This is a genomic window from Runella sp. CRIBMP (genome assembly GCF_009905605.1).
Taxonomy (GTDB): domain Bacteria; phylum Bacteroidota; class Bacteroidia; order Cytophagales; family Spirosomataceae; genus Runella.
Genome location: NZ_JAAAKZ010000009.1, coordinates 18,348 through 33,672 on the forward strand (window position 1 = coordinate 18,348; position 15,325 = coordinate 33,672).

Genomic DNA, 15,325 nt, shown 5'->3' on the forward strand with positions numbered 1-15,325 from the left:
TGCCCAAAATGACACTTCAGTCGGTTTTAAATTGGTTGTGCGCCCTCTTAGGGGCAATATTTACGGCGTCAACGGGGCGTGTTTAGGCTTTGCTGATATACAGTTACAACCATTTTAAAAATAAAAAAACAAAACGCTGTGAAACGAATGAACTCTTTTGTGGTGGCTGCAATGGCCATCCTACTCATGACTGTGTCTGGGTGCAAAAAAAATGACATCGAAGTGGAGCCTGGAGCCAATGGATTGCCTTTTGTTGGCAAACGCCTTATGCTTTCTTCCTTCATCATGGATCCCGCCGTGGACTTTGACGGTGATGGTAAACTCGACCCTGATTTGATGTTTTTATTGCGTGATTGTGATAAAGACAACATCATTATTTTTGAAAAAGGAGGCCGACTTGGAGGAGAAAACGGCGCCAAGCGCTGCGACGACGATGACCCTGCAGGAGGAAATCCAAGTGCATGGACTTACAATGAACAAACCAAAATGCTCCGCATCGTAGACGGTGACGATAAAAATGACATCTCGGAGTGGAAAGTAGTAGAGGCTTCCTCAAAACTCCTGAAAGTGGAGATTGAAGAAGAAGAGGATGGAGAACCCGTAAAAATAGTGATGACCTGGAAAGCGGTCTAGCGCCCGTTTGTAATTGGAGTGTAGGAAGCCGTGCCCTGCGAGGTGCCCAAACTGGATTTCAGTTCAGGCGCTTCTGGGGGCGCGGCTTACGTACATTTGCTCAGGGGTAAAGATGGAAAAAAAATGAGTTGTTTTGTCGAAATTCGACATTTTGTACCATATTCGCTTCCAAAACTCAGCAAAATGATTCCAACTCTATCCATTATCACGGCGGCTCACGACCGCATTCGGCCCTACATTCACCATACGCCCACGCTGACCTGCCAAACTTTGAACCGTGTCAGTGGGGCTGATTTATATTTTAAATGCGAAAATTTTCAAAAAATTGGGGCATTTAAGGCCCGGGGCGGGGTCAATGCCGTTCTGTCGCTGACGCCCGAAGAACTTAAGAATGGAGTCACCACCCACTCTTCGGGCAACCATGCCCAGGCCATTGCCTACGCGGCGGGGTTGGTCGGAACCAAAGCCTACATTGTGATGCCTCGCACGGCGCCTCAGGTGAAAAAAGATGCCGTACGCGGCTATGGGGCCGAAGTGATTGAGTGTGAGCCTACGCTTGAAGCCCGCGAAAGCACCGTAGAGCGGGTCATTGCCGAGCACGGGGCTACCATGATTCACCCGTTCAATGATTATCGGGTTATTGCTGGCCAAGCCACTGCCACCAAAGAACTTATCGAGGACCACGGCCCTTTTGATGTGATTATGGCACCCGTAGGTGGTGGAGGACTGCTGAGCGGAACCGCGCTGGCAGCGCATTATCTGGCACCCAAAACCGAAATTATTGCGGGCGAGCCAGAAGGCGCGGCCGATGCCGTACTTTCTTTTAAGACTGGAAATATCGAAAAAGCGCCTTACATTGATACCATTGCCGACGGCCTGCTGACGAATTTGGGCGATAAAACCCTCGAAATCATCCGGCTGCATGTAAGGGATATTCTACTCGTAAGTGACCCCGAAATCATCGCTGCCATGCGCCTGATTTGGGAACGTATGAAAATCATTATTGAACCTTCTTGTGCGGTACCATTTGCGGCCTTGCTCCGCCACAAAGAACGTTTTGAAGGTAAAAAAGTAGGCATCATCCTCACCGGTGGTAATGTCGACTTAGGTAAATTGCCCTTTGGTAGCAATTAACCTCTGTGTCTCTGCTTCTCTCCGAGGTTAATAAATAAACCACAGAGAAGCAAAGAGCCACAGAGACCATACACTGATAAATGTTGAATGATAACTGTTAACTGTTAAATGATAACCACGCTCGGACTCGAACTTCCCACCGACCCGCGTTGGGTCAATATTGCGGAAATGCAGCTGGAACAAATTCTGGTAGACCATGCATACTGTGAGCAAAAAGCCGCGTCGGCCTGTATTTCGATGATTGTGCATTTTCCAGAAAAAGAAAAACTTGTTGAAGTGATGACGCCCGTGGTGGCCGAAGAATGGGCGCATTTTCGAATGGTGCTCAAAGAACTTCATAAACGCGGGTATAAACTCGGACGCGCCCGCAAAGACGAATACGTAAACCGATTGCAAGAAATCGTAAAGAAAAAAGGTGACCGTGACGAAGTGTTTCTCGACCGCCTGCTGGTGTGTGCGCTGATTGAAGCCCGTAGCTGCGAGCGATTTAAACTTCTTTCTCTGCACATTGCCGACGAAAGCTTGCGGACATTTTACCACGAGCTGATGGTCTCGGAAGCGGGGCACTATCGCAATTTTATCGAACTCGCCGAAGAATACCTACCCGCCGAAAAAGTACGTGCTCGTTGGAAAGAACTCCTCGCCGCCGAAGCCCACATCATGAAAACCCTCGACCTACGCGGCGACCGAATGCACTGAGCATGGATTTTAGAAAATGGTACCCCCATAAAAAAGCACCCAAGTAGGACTCGGGTGCTTTCTGTTTTCTTAACCTAAACTACTATTTCATTTCTCTATGGCTGTATATAGGAGATAAATAAATAACTTCAAACTTAGTGCCAATGCGTTAAGTTGTTGATTGTCAGCAAAGTGGAAATCTTTTTTTGTCCGTATACGGACAGTGGGAGATTGGTAGCGGACACTCGGCGAAATATGCGCACGCAGGGGTTTGGTTTTTCTTCGTTGAGGGTTTATCCTCAATCAATTGTTGTATTTCTAGCGTTAAAGTACCGTTGTAGATACCGCGTATTCGTAAGTATCCCTGTAATGCAGACAGTTTAAAATTAGATATTATATAATTTTAATTAATGTTGAACTGCTATGAAAAAAAAACGAAGTTTACCGAAATACAGGTAGTCTCTAGCTTTAAACAATAGGAGAACGGTATCCCCTCCAAGGAGATTTATCGTCAGAATGAGATTTCTGAGGCTATATTCTATAATTTGAAAAGCAGGTATGGAGGCATGGAATCTTCTGATGTAAAACACTTGAAAGAGCTGGAATAAGAGAATAGTCGGTTGAAAAAAATATTAGCGGACTTAGCGATGGACAATCAGATTCTCAAAGAGTTATTCGTAAAAAAGAGTTGGGGGCTTCAAATCACAAAATTTGTATATTTATTCACTGATCAATAAAATCACAGTACGTTTCGGGGAGGCTTAAAAGTAAAATGCCCCAAAACACTTGGTTTTGAGGCATTTAGCGTTTCCGCAGAGCGATTGTGTGACCCATAGGGGAATCGAACCCCTGTTTCAACCGTGAAAGGGTCGTGTCCTAACCGCTAGACGAATGGGCCGACTGGTTCCATATATTCGCTGCGTGGGTGAAACGTGGTGCAAAGGTACGTTTATTTTTGATAGTGTCAACAGTTGAATGAATATTTTTTCAAAGAAATATTTTCTAGTGCTGATAATCAGTACTTTTGGATGGAAAATATTTTTGAAATAGTTTTGATATGTATGGAAGCGTCGATAAAACATTTATTGAAAGACCTTAATTTTAGCGTAAAGGGAAGTTTGTGGATAGAAAGTGCCGAAGAGCGGTTCTTAGGACCTGGTAGAGTAGAGCTTTTGGAATACATTGATGAAATGGGTTCAATTAATCGAGCGGCAAAGCAAATGGGAATGTCTTACAAAAAAGCGTGGGAGATGGTCAACTCTCTTAATGCTCAATCAAGCCGCCCTCTTGTACTGACCCAGACCGGAGGCGAAAAAGGGGGAGGGGCTGTTATTACGAAAGAAGCCCGTGAACTGATTGCTTTTTATCATCGATTGAGACAGCGGTTTCAGTTTTTTTTGGAAGAAGAAACAAAGCAACTTAATACTGATTGAATTTTTCTATTAAGGTTTGTCTTGACACTTAAAGAAAATTTTCTACTTTTGCACCCACGAATCGGGATATAGCACAGCCAGGTAGTGTACTTGTCTGGGGGGCAAGGGGTCGTGGGTTCAAATCCCGCTATCCCGACATCTGAAAATCAAGCACTTACGACTAAAAGTTGTAAGTGCTTTTTTCTTTGGTTTAAACATGGTTTAAACAATTTGAGGGTGTAAACAAGAGTGCGTCGAATAGAAGTATTGTGTATTTATATCAACTTAGCACGAATTTTTGTCTCCAAAGGTGGTATTTAATAAAAGGGAGGCGTTTAAATTTTCGATGCGATGTCAGAACTAATCCTTGCGTCTCCATTTGGCAAAACAATAATAAGGGGTTTGAAATGGGGTTAAAAGGTTATCATGCACTCTTACGTTGAGACGCCCCAATGGAACGGTAGTGACGATTTTATGGCTAGTCAGGCAGGCCATGTTGGGATGATAAACTTCTACACTGTCTTTGGTGATTCGTAAATAATAGGGATTGAAGGCCAACGAAAGCCGCCAATCTTGATGCTGTCGCAGTCCAATGGGTCCAAAATTCCCAATCCCTCGTTTCGAAATTTCGTTTTGCAAATAAGGTGAATCTTCAAAATAGGAAGAAGGAATCTGATAGGGTGTTCCTTTGCCGTGTAGTAAATGGTAAATTATTCGCGCTGCTTCAGGGTATATAGGGTAAGCGGCCACAATACCACAGTGGGTCAAGGTTTTGATAATGATTTTATCGCCACGGGTAAGGGTGCGATTTTCTGCTCGAACACTCATCTTTTTCAGGTACTGATTTAACGCACTTTCGGTGTTTGTACGAAATAGCCTGGAGAGTGGGTCATTAAGGACAAATAAACTAAGGCATATTCCCAAAAGAGCAATGGCGGTTATAATGCCAAAACACAACACAGTTTTTTTCATGAGTCCCTTTTTTGGGGGATTAAACGGTATTTTAGGGCGTTTATTGCAGGGTTTCGGTGTATAATAAATGCTGAAAATTATGCTTGAAAGAACGTTGAAGTGGAAATTATTAGTAGGTGGTAATCAATCTACTCTCTATTTGTGAAAATACTACTGTGTACCTCAACAACAAGCCTATCTGTACCTTTGCAATGCCTGTTCCAACTTTGTAATAATTTTTTGTCTCAGATCGAAAGGTTCTAAAACTTCTACATCAGATCCAAATCCGAGGATTTTTGTTAATAGTTCTTTATTCCAAGCGACTTCTAGTATTAGAATTGTTTTGCCGTCATTAGGGTCTATTTCAGACCTCTGTGAAGGATGTATTTTTTTCGTTATGGCATATTGTAGACGTATTGGACTATGAAATTTTAACTTCACAGTTATAAGTTTTCCGGTATTAGTTATTCCAATTATATTCTTGAAATGTTCTCGTAAGTCCATTTCCTTTGGACAAGTAAAAGATTCAGTCGTTTCGGCAGGAGGCAATTGAAAACGGTCAATGGGGAAGGCCTGAATAATATTTGTTTCATCCTTACTATGGGCCCACCCCACTAAGTACCAGCGATTATTAAATTCTCGTAACTGTAATGGAAAGGCTACTATCCATGTTGCGGTGGACATTTCAAACCCCTTGTATAAAAACTTTATAAAGACTTTACGGTGAATCAATTGATAAAGTTTGTCCAAATATTCCCGACCCGCTAATTCGGCCTCTTCATACTCAATCAGGGAATTTGGATTCCCTTTCACTATTCCTACCTGACGTTCCAAGGCCAATAAAATTCTTTCTAATCCCCTCAACTCTTTTGTATGTTGTAATTGTCGAATTACGGCCAGAAGTTCATTGAGTGTATCCAATTCAGTATCATCTAGGCCTGCCAGAATAGAGTAGTGCTTTTCGGGGTTGTATTTGTAGCCATAATAGCGACTCGACAAAATCTCTGCTTTGAGATGTTTTCGCATAAAGGGTACATAATCCACAATTGTTCTTTTGTCGGTCTTACAAATGGTCGCTAATTCCTCTCCGCTATAAGCGTTGCCAGTACGGAGGTATTTATGAATTGCGAGAATCGCTTTGAGTTTCGTATCTGCACTTTGTTTTTGCCCCATTTTAACAACATTATTTTCAAAAGAAACAAAGATATATATGAGGTTTTGTACCTTACATTAACCTGACATTTTTGTAACTGCCTAACCAACCAAAGGCCTTGCATCATTATGACAACAACACCTACCGTCGCCACTATTTTCGATTTATTTCCGTTCGAAGCAACTCGTCAACAAGCCGAAGCTTTGTATCATTTAGACGACTTTGTATCAACGGATTGCACTGCTGATGCATTCATTCTGAGGGGGCGGCCGGGACGGGTAAAACGTCATTGGTGAAGGGGGGGGTGATTTTCTAAATTAACAGGAGATTGGTTTTTGTCTTACTGCTCCTACTGGATGTGCGGAGAAGGTTTTGGGCTATAAAACGCAGGTTATGGCACACACTCTATACCATACATTCTGTTTAATTAAAACTGATGGTGGCGGAACCCCTCCGATTCTTTTCCCAAAAAAAGAAAGTATGGAATTCGTGCCTGTTTTCGGCAAATTTCTATCTTTGCCATACGAGAAATTACTGTCATTACCCCCTGTGACTATTTTTTACCAATTCGTTCGTCAGTTAATTTGACGAACTCTGCCCCGTATCTCATCAAGTTCGTTAATTTTGCGTTTGTTCACTGACTCGCGTCGGGGATATGCCTATGTTTTGGGCAAACGCAAGTCTTATTGTGGGCAAACGTAAGGCTTGCCCCTACTAAATATTAAAAAATGTATCATAATCCTGTATTACTGGCAGAGTGTCTGGAAGGTTTGGCAATTCGCCCCGATGGCGTTTATGTAGATGTTACGTTTGGCGGTGGAGGGCATTCTAAGGCCATTTTGGCGCAGCTCGGCGACAAAGGCCGCCTGTTTGCTTTTGACCAAGATCCCGACGCCCGGGCCAATGCCGAAGCGATTGAAGATAAGCGTCTTACGTTTGTGGATGCTAATTTTCGTCTTCTTCAAAAATACCTGCGCTTGTACGGCGTTAAGCAAGTGGATGGAATTTTGGGTGATTTGGGGGTTTCGTCGCATCAGTTTGACACGCCGGAGCGCGGCTTTTCGACGCGCTTTGAAGCCAATTTAGACATGCGAATGAACCCACGTGGTGGCGTCTCGGCCCGGGATATTGTTAATGGCTATTCGGCCGAAGAATTACACCGTATTTTTGGCATGTATGGTGAGTTACAAAATGCCAAAACGGCGGCGTTGGCGGTAGTGGCAGCCCGTGCCAACGGACCGCTCGAAACCGTGAATGATTTGAAAGCAAGTCTCCAACGCTGCGTGCCGAGAGGAAAAGAAAACAAATATTTTGCGCAAGTATTTCAGGCGTTGCGCATTGAAGTAAATGACGAAATGGGCGCTTTGCAGGATTTTTTGACGCAATCGGCAGAAGTTCTCAAGGTCAAAGGACGGTTGGTGGTGATGTCGTATCATTCGCTAGAAGACCGCTTGGTGAAAAATTTTATCGGCAAAGGCAAGTTTTACGGAGAAGTAGAAAAAGATTTATTTGGCAACGACCTCAAACCCTTGCAGTCGGTCACGCGTAAACCTATCGAAGCATCAGCCGAAGAGATTGCCCAAAACTCCCGCGCACGCAGCGCAAAACTGCGTATCGCAGAAAAATTGTAAGTCATCAAGTAGTAGTTATAACAGTCATCAGCAAAACATTTGACCTATGGCCATCAATGTCTTAAAAGCCCAAAACCAAAAGCGTACCGCGCGCGCCGTTCGCAGCAAGAGCCGAGTGTTGAGTTGGCTTGGGCAATGGTTCCAAGTTGAAAAGTGGATTGGCGGACGCGAATTTCCCGTTAGATACCTCGACGGAACCCTCTATTTACTTTTGTTAGGGCTTATTGTGATTTTTTTTCGCATCAATGCCGAACGACAAATGCGGCAACTTCGAAAAGCAACCGAAGAAGTCAATAACTATCGGGCCGCCTACACCATTCTGAAAGCCAATTATATGAAAATGGGTAAACAATCAGAATTGGCTCCTAAAGTGGCCAAAATGGGCTTGTCGGAAAGCCGAAAAACGCCCCAGCGTATTGAAGTGAAAAAGTAAGCCATTGGCATTTGTATCGTTAATTAACCCTAACTATGAGAGGCAAAACTGGAAATATTCGTGACGATATTTTGCAGCGTTCTTGGGTAGTAGCCATTGGGCTTATTATCCTTGGGGCGCTGGTTATTTACCGCATTTTTTATATTCAACACTACGATCTTTACAAGGGAAAACCTTGGATTGAATACATGTCCAAAACCGTTCGCGTGGATACCATTCCCGCGATGCGCGGCAATATTTACTCCAATGATGGTAGTCTGATGGCGACATCGTTGCCCTATTTTGAGGTTTCTATCGACCCTACAGTGGCCGACAGCGTGTATTTCTACACCCGGGTCGACTCGTTGGGAACGCTTTTGGCCAAGACTTTTGGGCAACGGACGGCCGAGAGTTATGTAAAAGAATTACTCTTTGCCCGACACGAATTTGAGCGGAACGAGCGGCGTGGAAACCGTAATATTCGACTGCTTAAACGTAAAGTTACTTACCGTGAGTACAGCATTATTTTGGGGCAAGAATTTAAAGGAATTGTCAAAAAAAAGGACGGCACAACCGAAAAGGCCACTTGGAGAGGCTGGCCATTTTTCCGCCGTTTTTCCTCTACAGGGCGCAGTCGGGGTGGAAAATTGATGATTACCTACGAGCGTTATAATCCTTTCGGTTCATTGGCGGAGCGTACCATTGGCTATCTTGACAAAAAGACCCGGCGTGGATTGGTAGGACTGGAAGCTAGTTTTGAAAAGCGATTGGCAGGGACCCCGGGGGTAGGGCTGTACCGAGTCCTTGATGATCAGACATTTATGCCTAACGAAGACGAAGATGGACTGCAACCAACCAACGGTTACGACTTACACACTACCATCGACGTTAATTTTCAGGACATTGCCGAAACGGCACTTCGCAATACGCTCCGTAGTTATAATGCAGCTTATGGTTGTGTGATTGTGATGGAGGTCCAAACGGGTGAGATTCGGGCCATTGCCAACCTCTCTCGAGATACCGATTCAAGCTACCGCGAAACCTATAATCACGCCCTCGCAGGGTTGGGAAACCCCGGTTCTACCTTTAAATTGGCCTCTATGTTGGCGGCTTTGGAAGAAGGGATGTCGCCCAAACGCATGTACCATACTGGCAATGGAATTGCGACCTACAAGTCGGCTATCATTCGGGATACGAAACGCGTAGGACACGGCAGTATCACGGCGCAGCAGGTGTTTGAAAAATCCTCAAACGTGGGTGTTCACTTGGTGATGAAAGATTATTTTTACACAAAACCTGATAAATATGTGGGTTATCTGAAGCGCTTTCACCTGCGTGAGCCTACGGGCATTCAGATGAAAGGAGAGCCAGCCCCCCGCGTTAGGATTCCATCCGATAAACGCTGGAGCAAGACCTCGCTGACGTACATGAGCTACGGTTATGAGTCAGAGTTGACGCCTTTGCAGATGCTTTCATTTTACAATGCCGTTGCCAATGATGGCTACTGGGTGCGCCCGATGCTAGTCAAGCAGATAAAACAGGCTGATCAAATTGTGCAAGAAATGGTGCCATTCCGCAGTGAAGAGCGCATTGCGTCCGAAAACTCTTTGCGCAATGCTCGAAAAATGTTGGAAGGAGTGGTGGAGCACGGAACGGCCACGAATATCAAAAATCCGTTTTACAAAATTGCGGGAAAAACGGGTACGGCTCAAAAACTCGTAAATGGCCGCTACGTGCCAGGGTTGTACAATACATCGTTTATCGGCTATTTTCCCGCCGATGCTCCTCGTTATTCGGTGTTGGTGGTGGTTGATAGCCCGAGGGGATTCAGCATGGAGCAACTTTACGCGGGCAGCGTGGCCGCCCCCGTATTTAAGGAAGTGGTAGACCGGATTGTGGGGTATGACATCAACATGCACCCACCGATTCCGAAACAACAAAATAAGAATTCCGAAATGTCGCGTCAGCTGCGGGCGGGTCATGCTGATGACCTGCGGGTGGTGGCCGAAGAAATGGACATTGAGTCGCCGGTGAATGTCAACGGATGGGTAGAAGCCAAAAAAGACAAGGACGGTGTAAAATGGGAAAGCCGCGATGCCGACCCTAATAAATTGCCCAATTTGAAAGGAATGTCGCTCCGCGATGCCCTTTATTTGCTCGAAAATCACGGTTTTAAAGTGGCATACAAGGGAAAAGGGAAAGTGGCAGAATACGAATATGAAGGGGGTACTTATATTTTGACGTTGCGATAGTTATAGCCTCTTTTTCCCAAGTAAAACAAACATGAGCCATTCCGAAGATTGGCAAACGCAACAAGTAAAGTACGTGTGAGATGGCTATTCTTAGTCTGTGAATCGGTATCGAAGGTACGTTATTTGATATAAATCCGTTAATTTTCTGGCTCATTGGCAATGCCCGATGTTTTATACCTGTGCATGTCAGCCAAAACACATTTTATTATTTATTCTATTCTCATGAAATCTACGTTGTTTTCCTTTGTTTTTTCCCTTTTGTTTTTTCCAGTTTTGAGTCAGGGTATCAAATTTGAAGAAGGTAATTTTCAACAATTGGTCAACTTGGCCCGTCAACAAAACAAGCTGTTGATGGTGGAAGTCTACCTCAACGGTTGCCCTCACTGCGCGGCATTGGCCCCCGTATTACAAGAAAAAAAAGTTGGTGAGTTTTTCAACCCTGCCTTTGTGAGCAGTAAGATAGAAGCCAATTCGCCCATTTCTAAGGAATTACAACTGCAAAAAGGCATTACTTATCCCGAATTTCCGCTGCTTTTCTTTTTTGATGCAAACGGCCAATTGATTCACCAAGCGGCCCCTGCTGAGCGTCCCAACCGCGCCGAATTTATTACCGAAGTCATTAAACACGGCAACGAAGCCCTTACCCCTACGCTGCGCACGAGCAACTACGCCGCCCGCTACGCTAAAGGCGAACGCGGACTGGAGTTTTTGGTCAATTACGGCAAATATGCCAAAGCCACCAAAGACATAACGCGCCAGAGTCAAATCGGTAACGATTTTGCCAAGTTGCTCACCAAACCCGCCGACATGGAAAGCGCCAACGGTTTTTACATTATTTCACGGTTAATCAACGACTTCCAGAACCCGCTGGCCAAACATTTTTTTGCCAACCTGCCCAAATATCAGAAATACAATAATGCCGAAAATCCAAAAGCGGTCAAAGACGCCGCCGAAGCCATCATTTACAACACACTTTATGGGCCGCGTACCAACAGCCTCAAGGCGGCGGAAGTGGTGGCCATGCGGGAAGCTATGATTAAACTCGGCAACCCCGCCAAAGTCGTTGCTCCACGCACCCTGTTGAAGGAACTGGAAGCGCATTTTCGCGAAAAAAATACCCCAGCCGCCACTGCCCGTTTCAACGAGTATCGTAAAATTGCGACGATGGACTTTCTGGATTACTCCTACATTGTTCGTCTTTTCAACGAAAAAGCCACCGAAAACTCTTACGTACCTTCTTTGATTTTGTGGGTAAACGACGGGGCTAAATTATTTAAAACCTCCAACGCCAATCATACCAAAGATAAGCTGGCCGACTTGTACAATGATTTGTCAAAAGCCTATCTCAAAACTGGAAAAAAAGCCGAAGGCAAAAAGGCTGCTCAGGAAGCTCTGACGATTGCGAAGGCCGCCAAGATTGATACAAAACCTTACGCCGACCAGTTGGCAAAGTGCAACTAAACTTGCCCATTCTTCCAAACAAAAGCGTCGCCATCAAATCATGGCGACGCTTTTGTTTGGAAGCTTAAACTGGTGAATAACACCGTAGCAGGTTTTGATTAAAGAATCAAAATCAGTAATAAAACGATGATAATAATGGCACCCACAGAAAGATAAACACCGTTGTAGCTTGCCATTGCTTTTTTGATTTCCTTTACTTCTTTCCGCACGGCTTTGCGCTCGCTGCGGGTCAAATTGTCGGGTTCCATTGCTTTAATTTCCTCCAAGCGTTTCATCATTGCCTCCGCTTGCGCGGGAGTCATTGTTGACGTCGAAGTTCTTCCTGAGCCAGAGCTGGCCGAGTAGCCGTTAATTGTCATTCCAATCGTCATCAAAAGAACTGGTACGAGGTTTTTTAGTAATGCCTTCATTGTTGGATAGCGTTTATAATGAGTGGAAAGATTTACAAAAACAGGCTCTTTAACACAGGCAGGTTTTGACGTCACCACACACTGCTTGTTAAAAACATGTTAAGACGTATATACGATTAAAACAACCAACGTAGCAGGCATTATGAACAATTTTAAAAAGTATTTTACATAACCCACAATACAAGCTGATAATGAAATACTTACATTGATTAATTTTAGAATATATTTTAAAAAATAGGCATAAAAAAATACTCCTTCACAGCTTGGCTATGAAGGAGATAAGACGATAGATATTGTTAAGTATTAATGCTCTTCGCCGCGAATCTTGAAAGTAGTGCCTAGCATGGTTTCATCCACGCGTAACTGACACGCCAAACGGCTGCAAGAAGTGGCCGATGGCAGGGTGTCCAAAATATCCAGTTCGGCGTCGCTGACGGGAGTCAGGCTATCGCCACCGTCCAAAATTTCGACGTGACAGGTAGCGCACAGCGCCATGCCACCGCAAGTAGCCAAGATGTTGTACTCAGAGGCCTTTAAGACTTCCATTAAATTTAAGCCGATGCCTTCGGGAATTTCGAGCGTTTGACGCTCTCCTCTTCTATCTTCTATGGTGAATTGTATCATTTTTGTGGTATCTGTAAGGTAGTTAAAAAGCGTTCACTCCGTTGACCGTCGTATATTTAAAACTGAGGTGTTGGTTGGGATACACAAATTTGAAGGCGCTTTGGCACATCATAGCCGCTTCATGAAAGCCCGTCAAAATGAGTTTGAGTTTGCCAGGATAAGTGTTGATGTCGCCAATTGCATAGATACGCTCTACATTGGTGGAATAGTCCAAAGTGTTTACTTCAATCGCTGATTTATTGATGTTCAGACCCCACTCGGCAATCGGCCCAAGTTTGGGACTCAAGCCAAACAGCGGAATAAAATAGTCGGAAGGTACCGTATAGCTATTTTTGTCTTTGCCCGTCACCACCACTTCTTTCAGGTGCCCATTGCCGTTCAAACTCACTACATTTGATTGTAAAATGAGGTTAATCTTACCCTGCTCGGCCAACGCAAACACTTTTTCGGCTGAGTCGGGCGCTCCTCTGAACGTATCGCTGCGATGAATCAGAGTGGTGGTCTTGGCAATGTCGGCCAGATACGCCGTCCAGTCCAACGCTGAGTCGCCACCGCCCGCAATGACAATTTCTTTGTTTCTGAATTTTTCGGGATTTTTCACCATGTAAGCTACGCCTTTCCCTTCAAAATGCTCCAAACCAGCAATCTCTGGTTTGCGGGGCTCAAAGCACCCCAATCCGCCCGCAATGACCACCACCTGACAATGCACTTCGGTTGCATCCGACGTCTTGACAATCATTGAGCCATCTTCTTGTTTATCAATGGTTTCTACCCGTTCTCCCAAGGTGAAACTAGGGTTGAAGGGGGCAATTTGCAGCATTAGATTATCCACCAACTCCTGCGCCTTGATGGTGGGATATCCAGGAATGTCATAAATGGGCTTTTGGGGATAAATTTCTGACAGCTGTCCGCCTATTTGCGGCAAGGCATCAATCAGATGACACCGCATTTTCAATAAACCTGCTTCAAACACACTGAACAAGCCAACGGGACCCGCGCCAATGATGCATATATCTGTTGTAATCATAACCTTTGGTAATTATTTGTGCGTTTAACCAATAAGAAATTATCTAATCGCTTTTTGTGCTTTGTTTCTTGATTTGTGCCCAAAAGTAAATTATACTTGATTCATGCGCCAATCATAAAAACCTATCTTTTATAACCAATGGTTATAATGATACGTAATGGGAAATTTAAGCCCATTAGTTTTATCGACAAACAGCCTTTCTTTGCAAGAACTAAAACCAACTCCTTCCCTGATGACTTCTTCCTCTAAAATCATTTGTTTTATCATTGCAGTCTTCTTCATCAGTTGCCGGGTTACTTCGCAAACCATTCCCAACGGACACGAAGCCAATAAACAAACTATCCCCATCGGTGGAAATGCGTGGCTCATCAGCGCCACTAAATCGGAGAAGATAACTAAAAATGGGTTTGAGCTATGGAATAATCCCTCCACAGTTTGTCGAACATTTTTGAGGGTAAATCAGGCAGGAAAGTTGAAGGTCTCCGTCATGATTACGGCCAACGGAGAAAGCAGAGCCGCCGTTACGGTAGCTGGCAAAACGCTACCCGTTATGATTGCTTCAGAAGGAACGCACGAATATTTTGTTGGCGAATGGGCAATCAAAGAACCAGGCTATTTAAGCATTGATTTACAAGGAATTTCTAAAACAGGGGCCACGTTTGGTGCGGCACAAAGCATCAGTGTGAGCGGTAGCGCTGTCAATGCCGAAACCGTTTTTGTGAAAAACAACGTGGGCGAATATTTTTATTGGGGACGCCGTGGCCCATCCGTCCACTTGAATTACCCCCTGCCTGCTAATGAAGACATTGAATGGTTTTACAACGAACTTACCATTCCCCAAGGCCAGGACGTCATGGGTTCTTATTTTATGGCCAATGGTTTTAAGGAAGGATATTTTGGCATTCAGGTCAATTCTCCCACCGAGCGGCGGATTTTGTTTTCGGTGTGGAGCCCCTTCGAAACCGACAACCCCAACGCCATTCCCGACGAACAAAAAATAGTGATGCTCAAAAAAGGGGCCGATGTCTACACGGGCGAATTTGGCAACGAAGGCGCAGGCGGACAGAGCTACCTGAAATACAACTGGAAGGCGGGAAACACCTACAAATTTTTGCTCCAAGGCAAGCCTACGGCCGACAATTACACTATTTATACAGCTTACTTTTTTGCACCAGAAGAAAATATATGGCGATTGATTGCAAGTTTCAAACGCCCCAAAACGTCTACGTATTTAAAATCATTGCACTCATTTCTGGAAAATTTCATACCTGAAACGGGTAACACTAGCCGAATGGGACTGTACAGCAATCAATGGGTCCGTACCACGGCAGGACAATGGAAAGAACTCACCGAAGCCAAATTTACTGGCGATAACACCGCCCGCAAAAACTACCGGAAAGACTACGCGGGCGGTCTTTCCAATGGCAGCTTTTACCTGCGCAACTGCGGTTTTTTCAACGATTTTGTCCCGCTCGACGGCACATTTAGGAGAGATGCCGCAAATCGAATTCCGACGATTAACTTTTCGGCATTGCCGTAAGTTACTT

General features: G+C 44.6%; 16 protein-coding genes and 2 tRNA genes. 12 read left to right on the forward strand and 6 right to left on the reverse strand.

Translation table 11 applies throughout. From position 1 onward, the window contains the following. Positions 1–147: 147 nt before the first annotated feature. The 4 genes from GVN20_RS19495 to GVN20_RS30145 all read left to right on the forward strand — a co-directional run bounded on the left by GVN20_RS19495 (position 148) and on the right by GVN20_RS30145 (position 3,053). Entirely contained in the window at positions 148–633 is a 486-nt protein-coding gene (locus tag GVN20_RS19495; protein ID WP_166559959.1) for a hypothetical protein, read from the forward strand. 183 nt (positions 634–816) lie between these two features. Beyond that, positions 817–1,767 (forward strand): threonine/serine dehydratase, encoded by a 951-nt coding sequence (locus tag GVN20_RS19500; protein ID WP_166559960.1) that lies wholly within the window; start codon positions 817–819, stop codon positions 1,765–1,767. 108 nt (positions 1,768–1,875) lie between these two features. Further along, the gene (locus GVN20_RS19505; RefSeq protein WP_166559961.1) at positions 1,876–2,466 is read left to right on the forward strand and encodes a tRNA-(ms[2]io[6]A)-hydroxylase; all 591 of its coding nucleotides are present in this window, start codon (positions 1,876–1,878) and stop codon (positions 2,464–2,466) included. 467 nt (positions 2,467–2,933) lie between these two features. Further along, positions 2,934–3,053 (forward strand): hypothetical protein, encoded by a 120-nt coding sequence (locus GVN20_RS30145; RefSeq protein ID WP_409033844.1) that lies wholly within the window; start codon positions 2,934–2,936, stop codon positions 3,051–3,053. A 218-nt stretch (positions 3,054–3,271) separates the two neighbouring features. On the opposite strand, the gene GVN20_RS19510 is transcribed toward GVN20_RS30145, so the two are convergent. After that, positions 3,272–3,343 (reverse strand) — tRNA-Glu (locus GVN20_RS19510). A 73-nt stretch (positions 3,344–3,416) separates the two neighbouring features. Here GVN20_RS19510 and GVN20_RS19515 point away from each other — a divergent pair. Both GVN20_RS19515 and GVN20_RS19520 read left to right on the forward strand, forming a co-directional pair. Further along, entirely contained in the window at positions 3,417–3,878 is a 462-nt protein-coding gene (locus GVN20_RS19515) for a winged helix-turn-helix domain-containing protein (RefSeq protein ID WP_310586833.1), read from the forward strand. A 62-nt stretch (positions 3,879–3,940) separates the two neighbouring features. After that, positions 3,941–4,014 (forward strand) — tRNA-Pro (locus GVN20_RS19520). A gap of 203 nt (positions 4,015–4,217) precedes the next feature. On the opposite strand, the gene GVN20_RS19525 is transcribed toward GVN20_RS19520, so the two are convergent. Then, positions 4,218–4,829: a hypothetical protein gene (locus GVN20_RS19525; protein WP_166559962.1), complete on the reverse strand. Its 612-nt coding sequence runs from the start codon at positions 4,827–4,829 to the stop codon at positions 4,218–4,220. A gap of 174 nt (positions 4,830–5,003) precedes the next feature. Then, entirely contained in the window at positions 5,004–5,981 is a 978-nt protein-coding gene (locus GVN20_RS19530) for a YafY family protein (protein WP_166559963.1), read from the reverse strand. A gap of 108 nt (positions 5,982–6,089) precedes the next feature. Between GVN20_RS19530 and GVN20_RS19535 the strand changes: the two genes are divergently transcribed. The 5 genes from GVN20_RS19535 to GVN20_RS19555 all read left to right on the forward strand — a co-directional run bounded on the left by GVN20_RS19535 (position 6,090) and on the right by GVN20_RS19555 (position 11,717). Then, positions 6,090–6,257, forward strand: coding sequence for a hypothetical protein (locus GVN20_RS19535; RefSeq protein WP_166559964.1), 168 nt, complete (start codon positions 6,090–6,092; stop codon positions 6,255–6,257). A gap of 432 nt (positions 6,258–6,689) precedes the next feature. Then, positions 6,690–7,592, forward strand: coding sequence for a 16S rRNA (cytosine(1402)-N(4))-methyltransferase RsmH (gene rsmH / locus GVN20_RS19540; RefSeq protein WP_166559965.1), 903 nt, complete (start codon positions 6,690–6,692; stop codon positions 7,590–7,592). A 46-nt stretch (positions 7,593–7,638) separates the two neighbouring features. Further along, positions 7,639–8,025, forward strand: coding sequence for an FtsL-like putative cell division protein (locus GVN20_RS19545; RefSeq protein ID WP_166559966.1), 387 nt, complete (start codon positions 7,639–7,641; stop codon positions 8,023–8,025). Between the two features lie 35 nt (positions 8,026–8,060). Continuing rightward, entirely contained in the window at positions 8,061–10,256 is a 2,196-nt protein-coding gene (locus GVN20_RS19550; RefSeq protein WP_166559967.1) for a penicillin-binding transpeptidase domain-containing protein, read from the forward strand. A gap of 222 nt (positions 10,257–10,478) precedes the next feature. Beyond that, on the forward strand, positions 10,479–11,717 hold the full coding sequence (locus tag GVN20_RS19555) for a thioredoxin family protein (RefSeq protein WP_166559968.1): 1,239 nt from the start codon (positions 10,479–10,481) through the stop codon (positions 11,715–11,717). A 98-nt stretch (positions 11,718–11,815) separates the two neighbouring features. Here GVN20_RS19555 and GVN20_RS19560 read toward each other — a convergent pair whose 3' ends face one another. From GVN20_RS19560 to GVN20_RS19570, 3 genes are all read right to left on the reverse strand, one after another. After that, positions 11,816–12,127, reverse strand: coding sequence for a hypothetical protein (locus GVN20_RS19560; protein WP_206023324.1), 312 nt, complete (start codon positions 12,125–12,127; stop codon positions 11,816–11,818). Between the two features lie 303 nt (positions 12,128–12,430). Then, entirely contained in the window at positions 12,431–12,751 is a 321-nt protein-coding gene (locus tag GVN20_RS19565) for a 2Fe-2S iron-sulfur cluster-binding protein (protein WP_166559969.1), read from the reverse strand. A gap of 22 nt (positions 12,752–12,773) precedes the next feature. Further along, positions 12,774–13,778, reverse strand: coding sequence for an NAD(P)/FAD-dependent oxidoreductase (locus tag GVN20_RS19570; RefSeq protein ID WP_166559970.1), 1,005 nt, complete (start codon positions 13,776–13,778; stop codon positions 12,774–12,776). Positions 13,779–14,010: 232 nt separating this feature from the next. Between GVN20_RS19570 and GVN20_RS19575 the strand changes: the two genes are divergently transcribed. Further along, positions 14,011–15,318 carry a DUF3472 domain-containing protein gene (locus GVN20_RS19575; RefSeq protein WP_166559971.1) on the forward strand — a complete coding sequence of 436 codons (1,308 nt, stop codon included), beginning with the start codon at positions 14,011–14,013 and terminating at the stop codon, positions 15,316–15,318. Positions 15,319–15,325 lie beyond the last annotated feature (7 nt).

What these genes read in the sequence shown, in the direction of transcription:
- GVN20_RS19570 (WP_166559970.1), bottom strand. Translation starts at nt 13,778, where the DNA reads ATGATTACAACAGATATATGCATCATTGGCGCGGGTCCCGTTGGCTTG.
- GVN20_RS19565 (WP_166559969.1), bottom strand. Translation starts at nt 12,751, where the DNA reads ATGATACAATTCACCATAGAAGATAGAAGAGGAGAGCGTCAAACGCTC.
- GVN20_RS19575 (WP_166559971.1), top strand. Translation starts at nt 14,011, where the DNA reads ATGACTTCTTCCTCTAAAATCATTTGTTTTATCATTGCAGTCTTCTTC.
- GVN20_RS19500 (WP_166559960.1), top strand. Translation starts at nt 817, where the DNA reads ATGATTCCAACTCTATCCATTATCACGGCGGCTCACGACCGCATTCGG.
- GVN20_RS19555 (WP_166559968.1), top strand. Translation starts at nt 10,479, where the DNA reads ATGAAATCTACGTTGTTTTCCTTTGTTTTTTCCCTTTTGTTTTTTCCA.
- GVN20_RS19495 (WP_166559959.1), top strand. Translation starts at nt 148, where the DNA reads ATGAACTCTTTTGTGGTGGCTGCAATGGCCATCCTACTCATGACTGTG.
- GVN20_RS19545 (WP_166559966.1), top strand. Translation starts at nt 7,639, where the DNA reads ATGGCCATCAATGTCTTAAAAGCCCAAAACCAAAAGCGTACCGCGCGC.
- GVN20_RS19550 (WP_166559967.1), top strand. Translation starts at nt 8,061, where the DNA reads ATGAGAGGCAAAACTGGAAATATTCGTGACGATATTTTGCAGCGTTCT.
- rsmH (WP_166559965.1), top strand. Translation starts at nt 6,690, where the DNA reads ATGTATCATAATCCTGTATTACTGGCAGAGTGTCTGGAAGGTTTGGCA.
- GVN20_RS19560 (WP_206023324.1), bottom strand. Translation starts at nt 12,127, where the DNA reads ATGAAGGCATTACTAAAAAACCTCGTACCAGTTCTTTTGATGACGATT.
- GVN20_RS19525 (WP_166559962.1), bottom strand. Translation starts at nt 4,829, where the DNA reads ATGAAAAAAACTGTGTTGTGTTTTGGCATTATAACCGCCATTGCTCTT.
- GVN20_RS19505 (WP_166559961.1), top strand. Translation starts at nt 1,876, where the DNA reads ATGATAACCACGCTCGGACTCGAACTTCCCACCGACCCGCGTTGGGTC.
- GVN20_RS19530 (WP_166559963.1), bottom strand. Translation starts at nt 5,981, where the DNA reads ATGGGGCAAAAACAAAGTGCAGATACGAAACTCAAAGCGATTCTCGCA.
- GVN20_RS19535 (WP_166559964.1), top strand. Translation starts at nt 6,090, where the DNA reads ATGACAACAACACCTACCGTCGCCACTATTTTCGATTTATTTCCGTTC.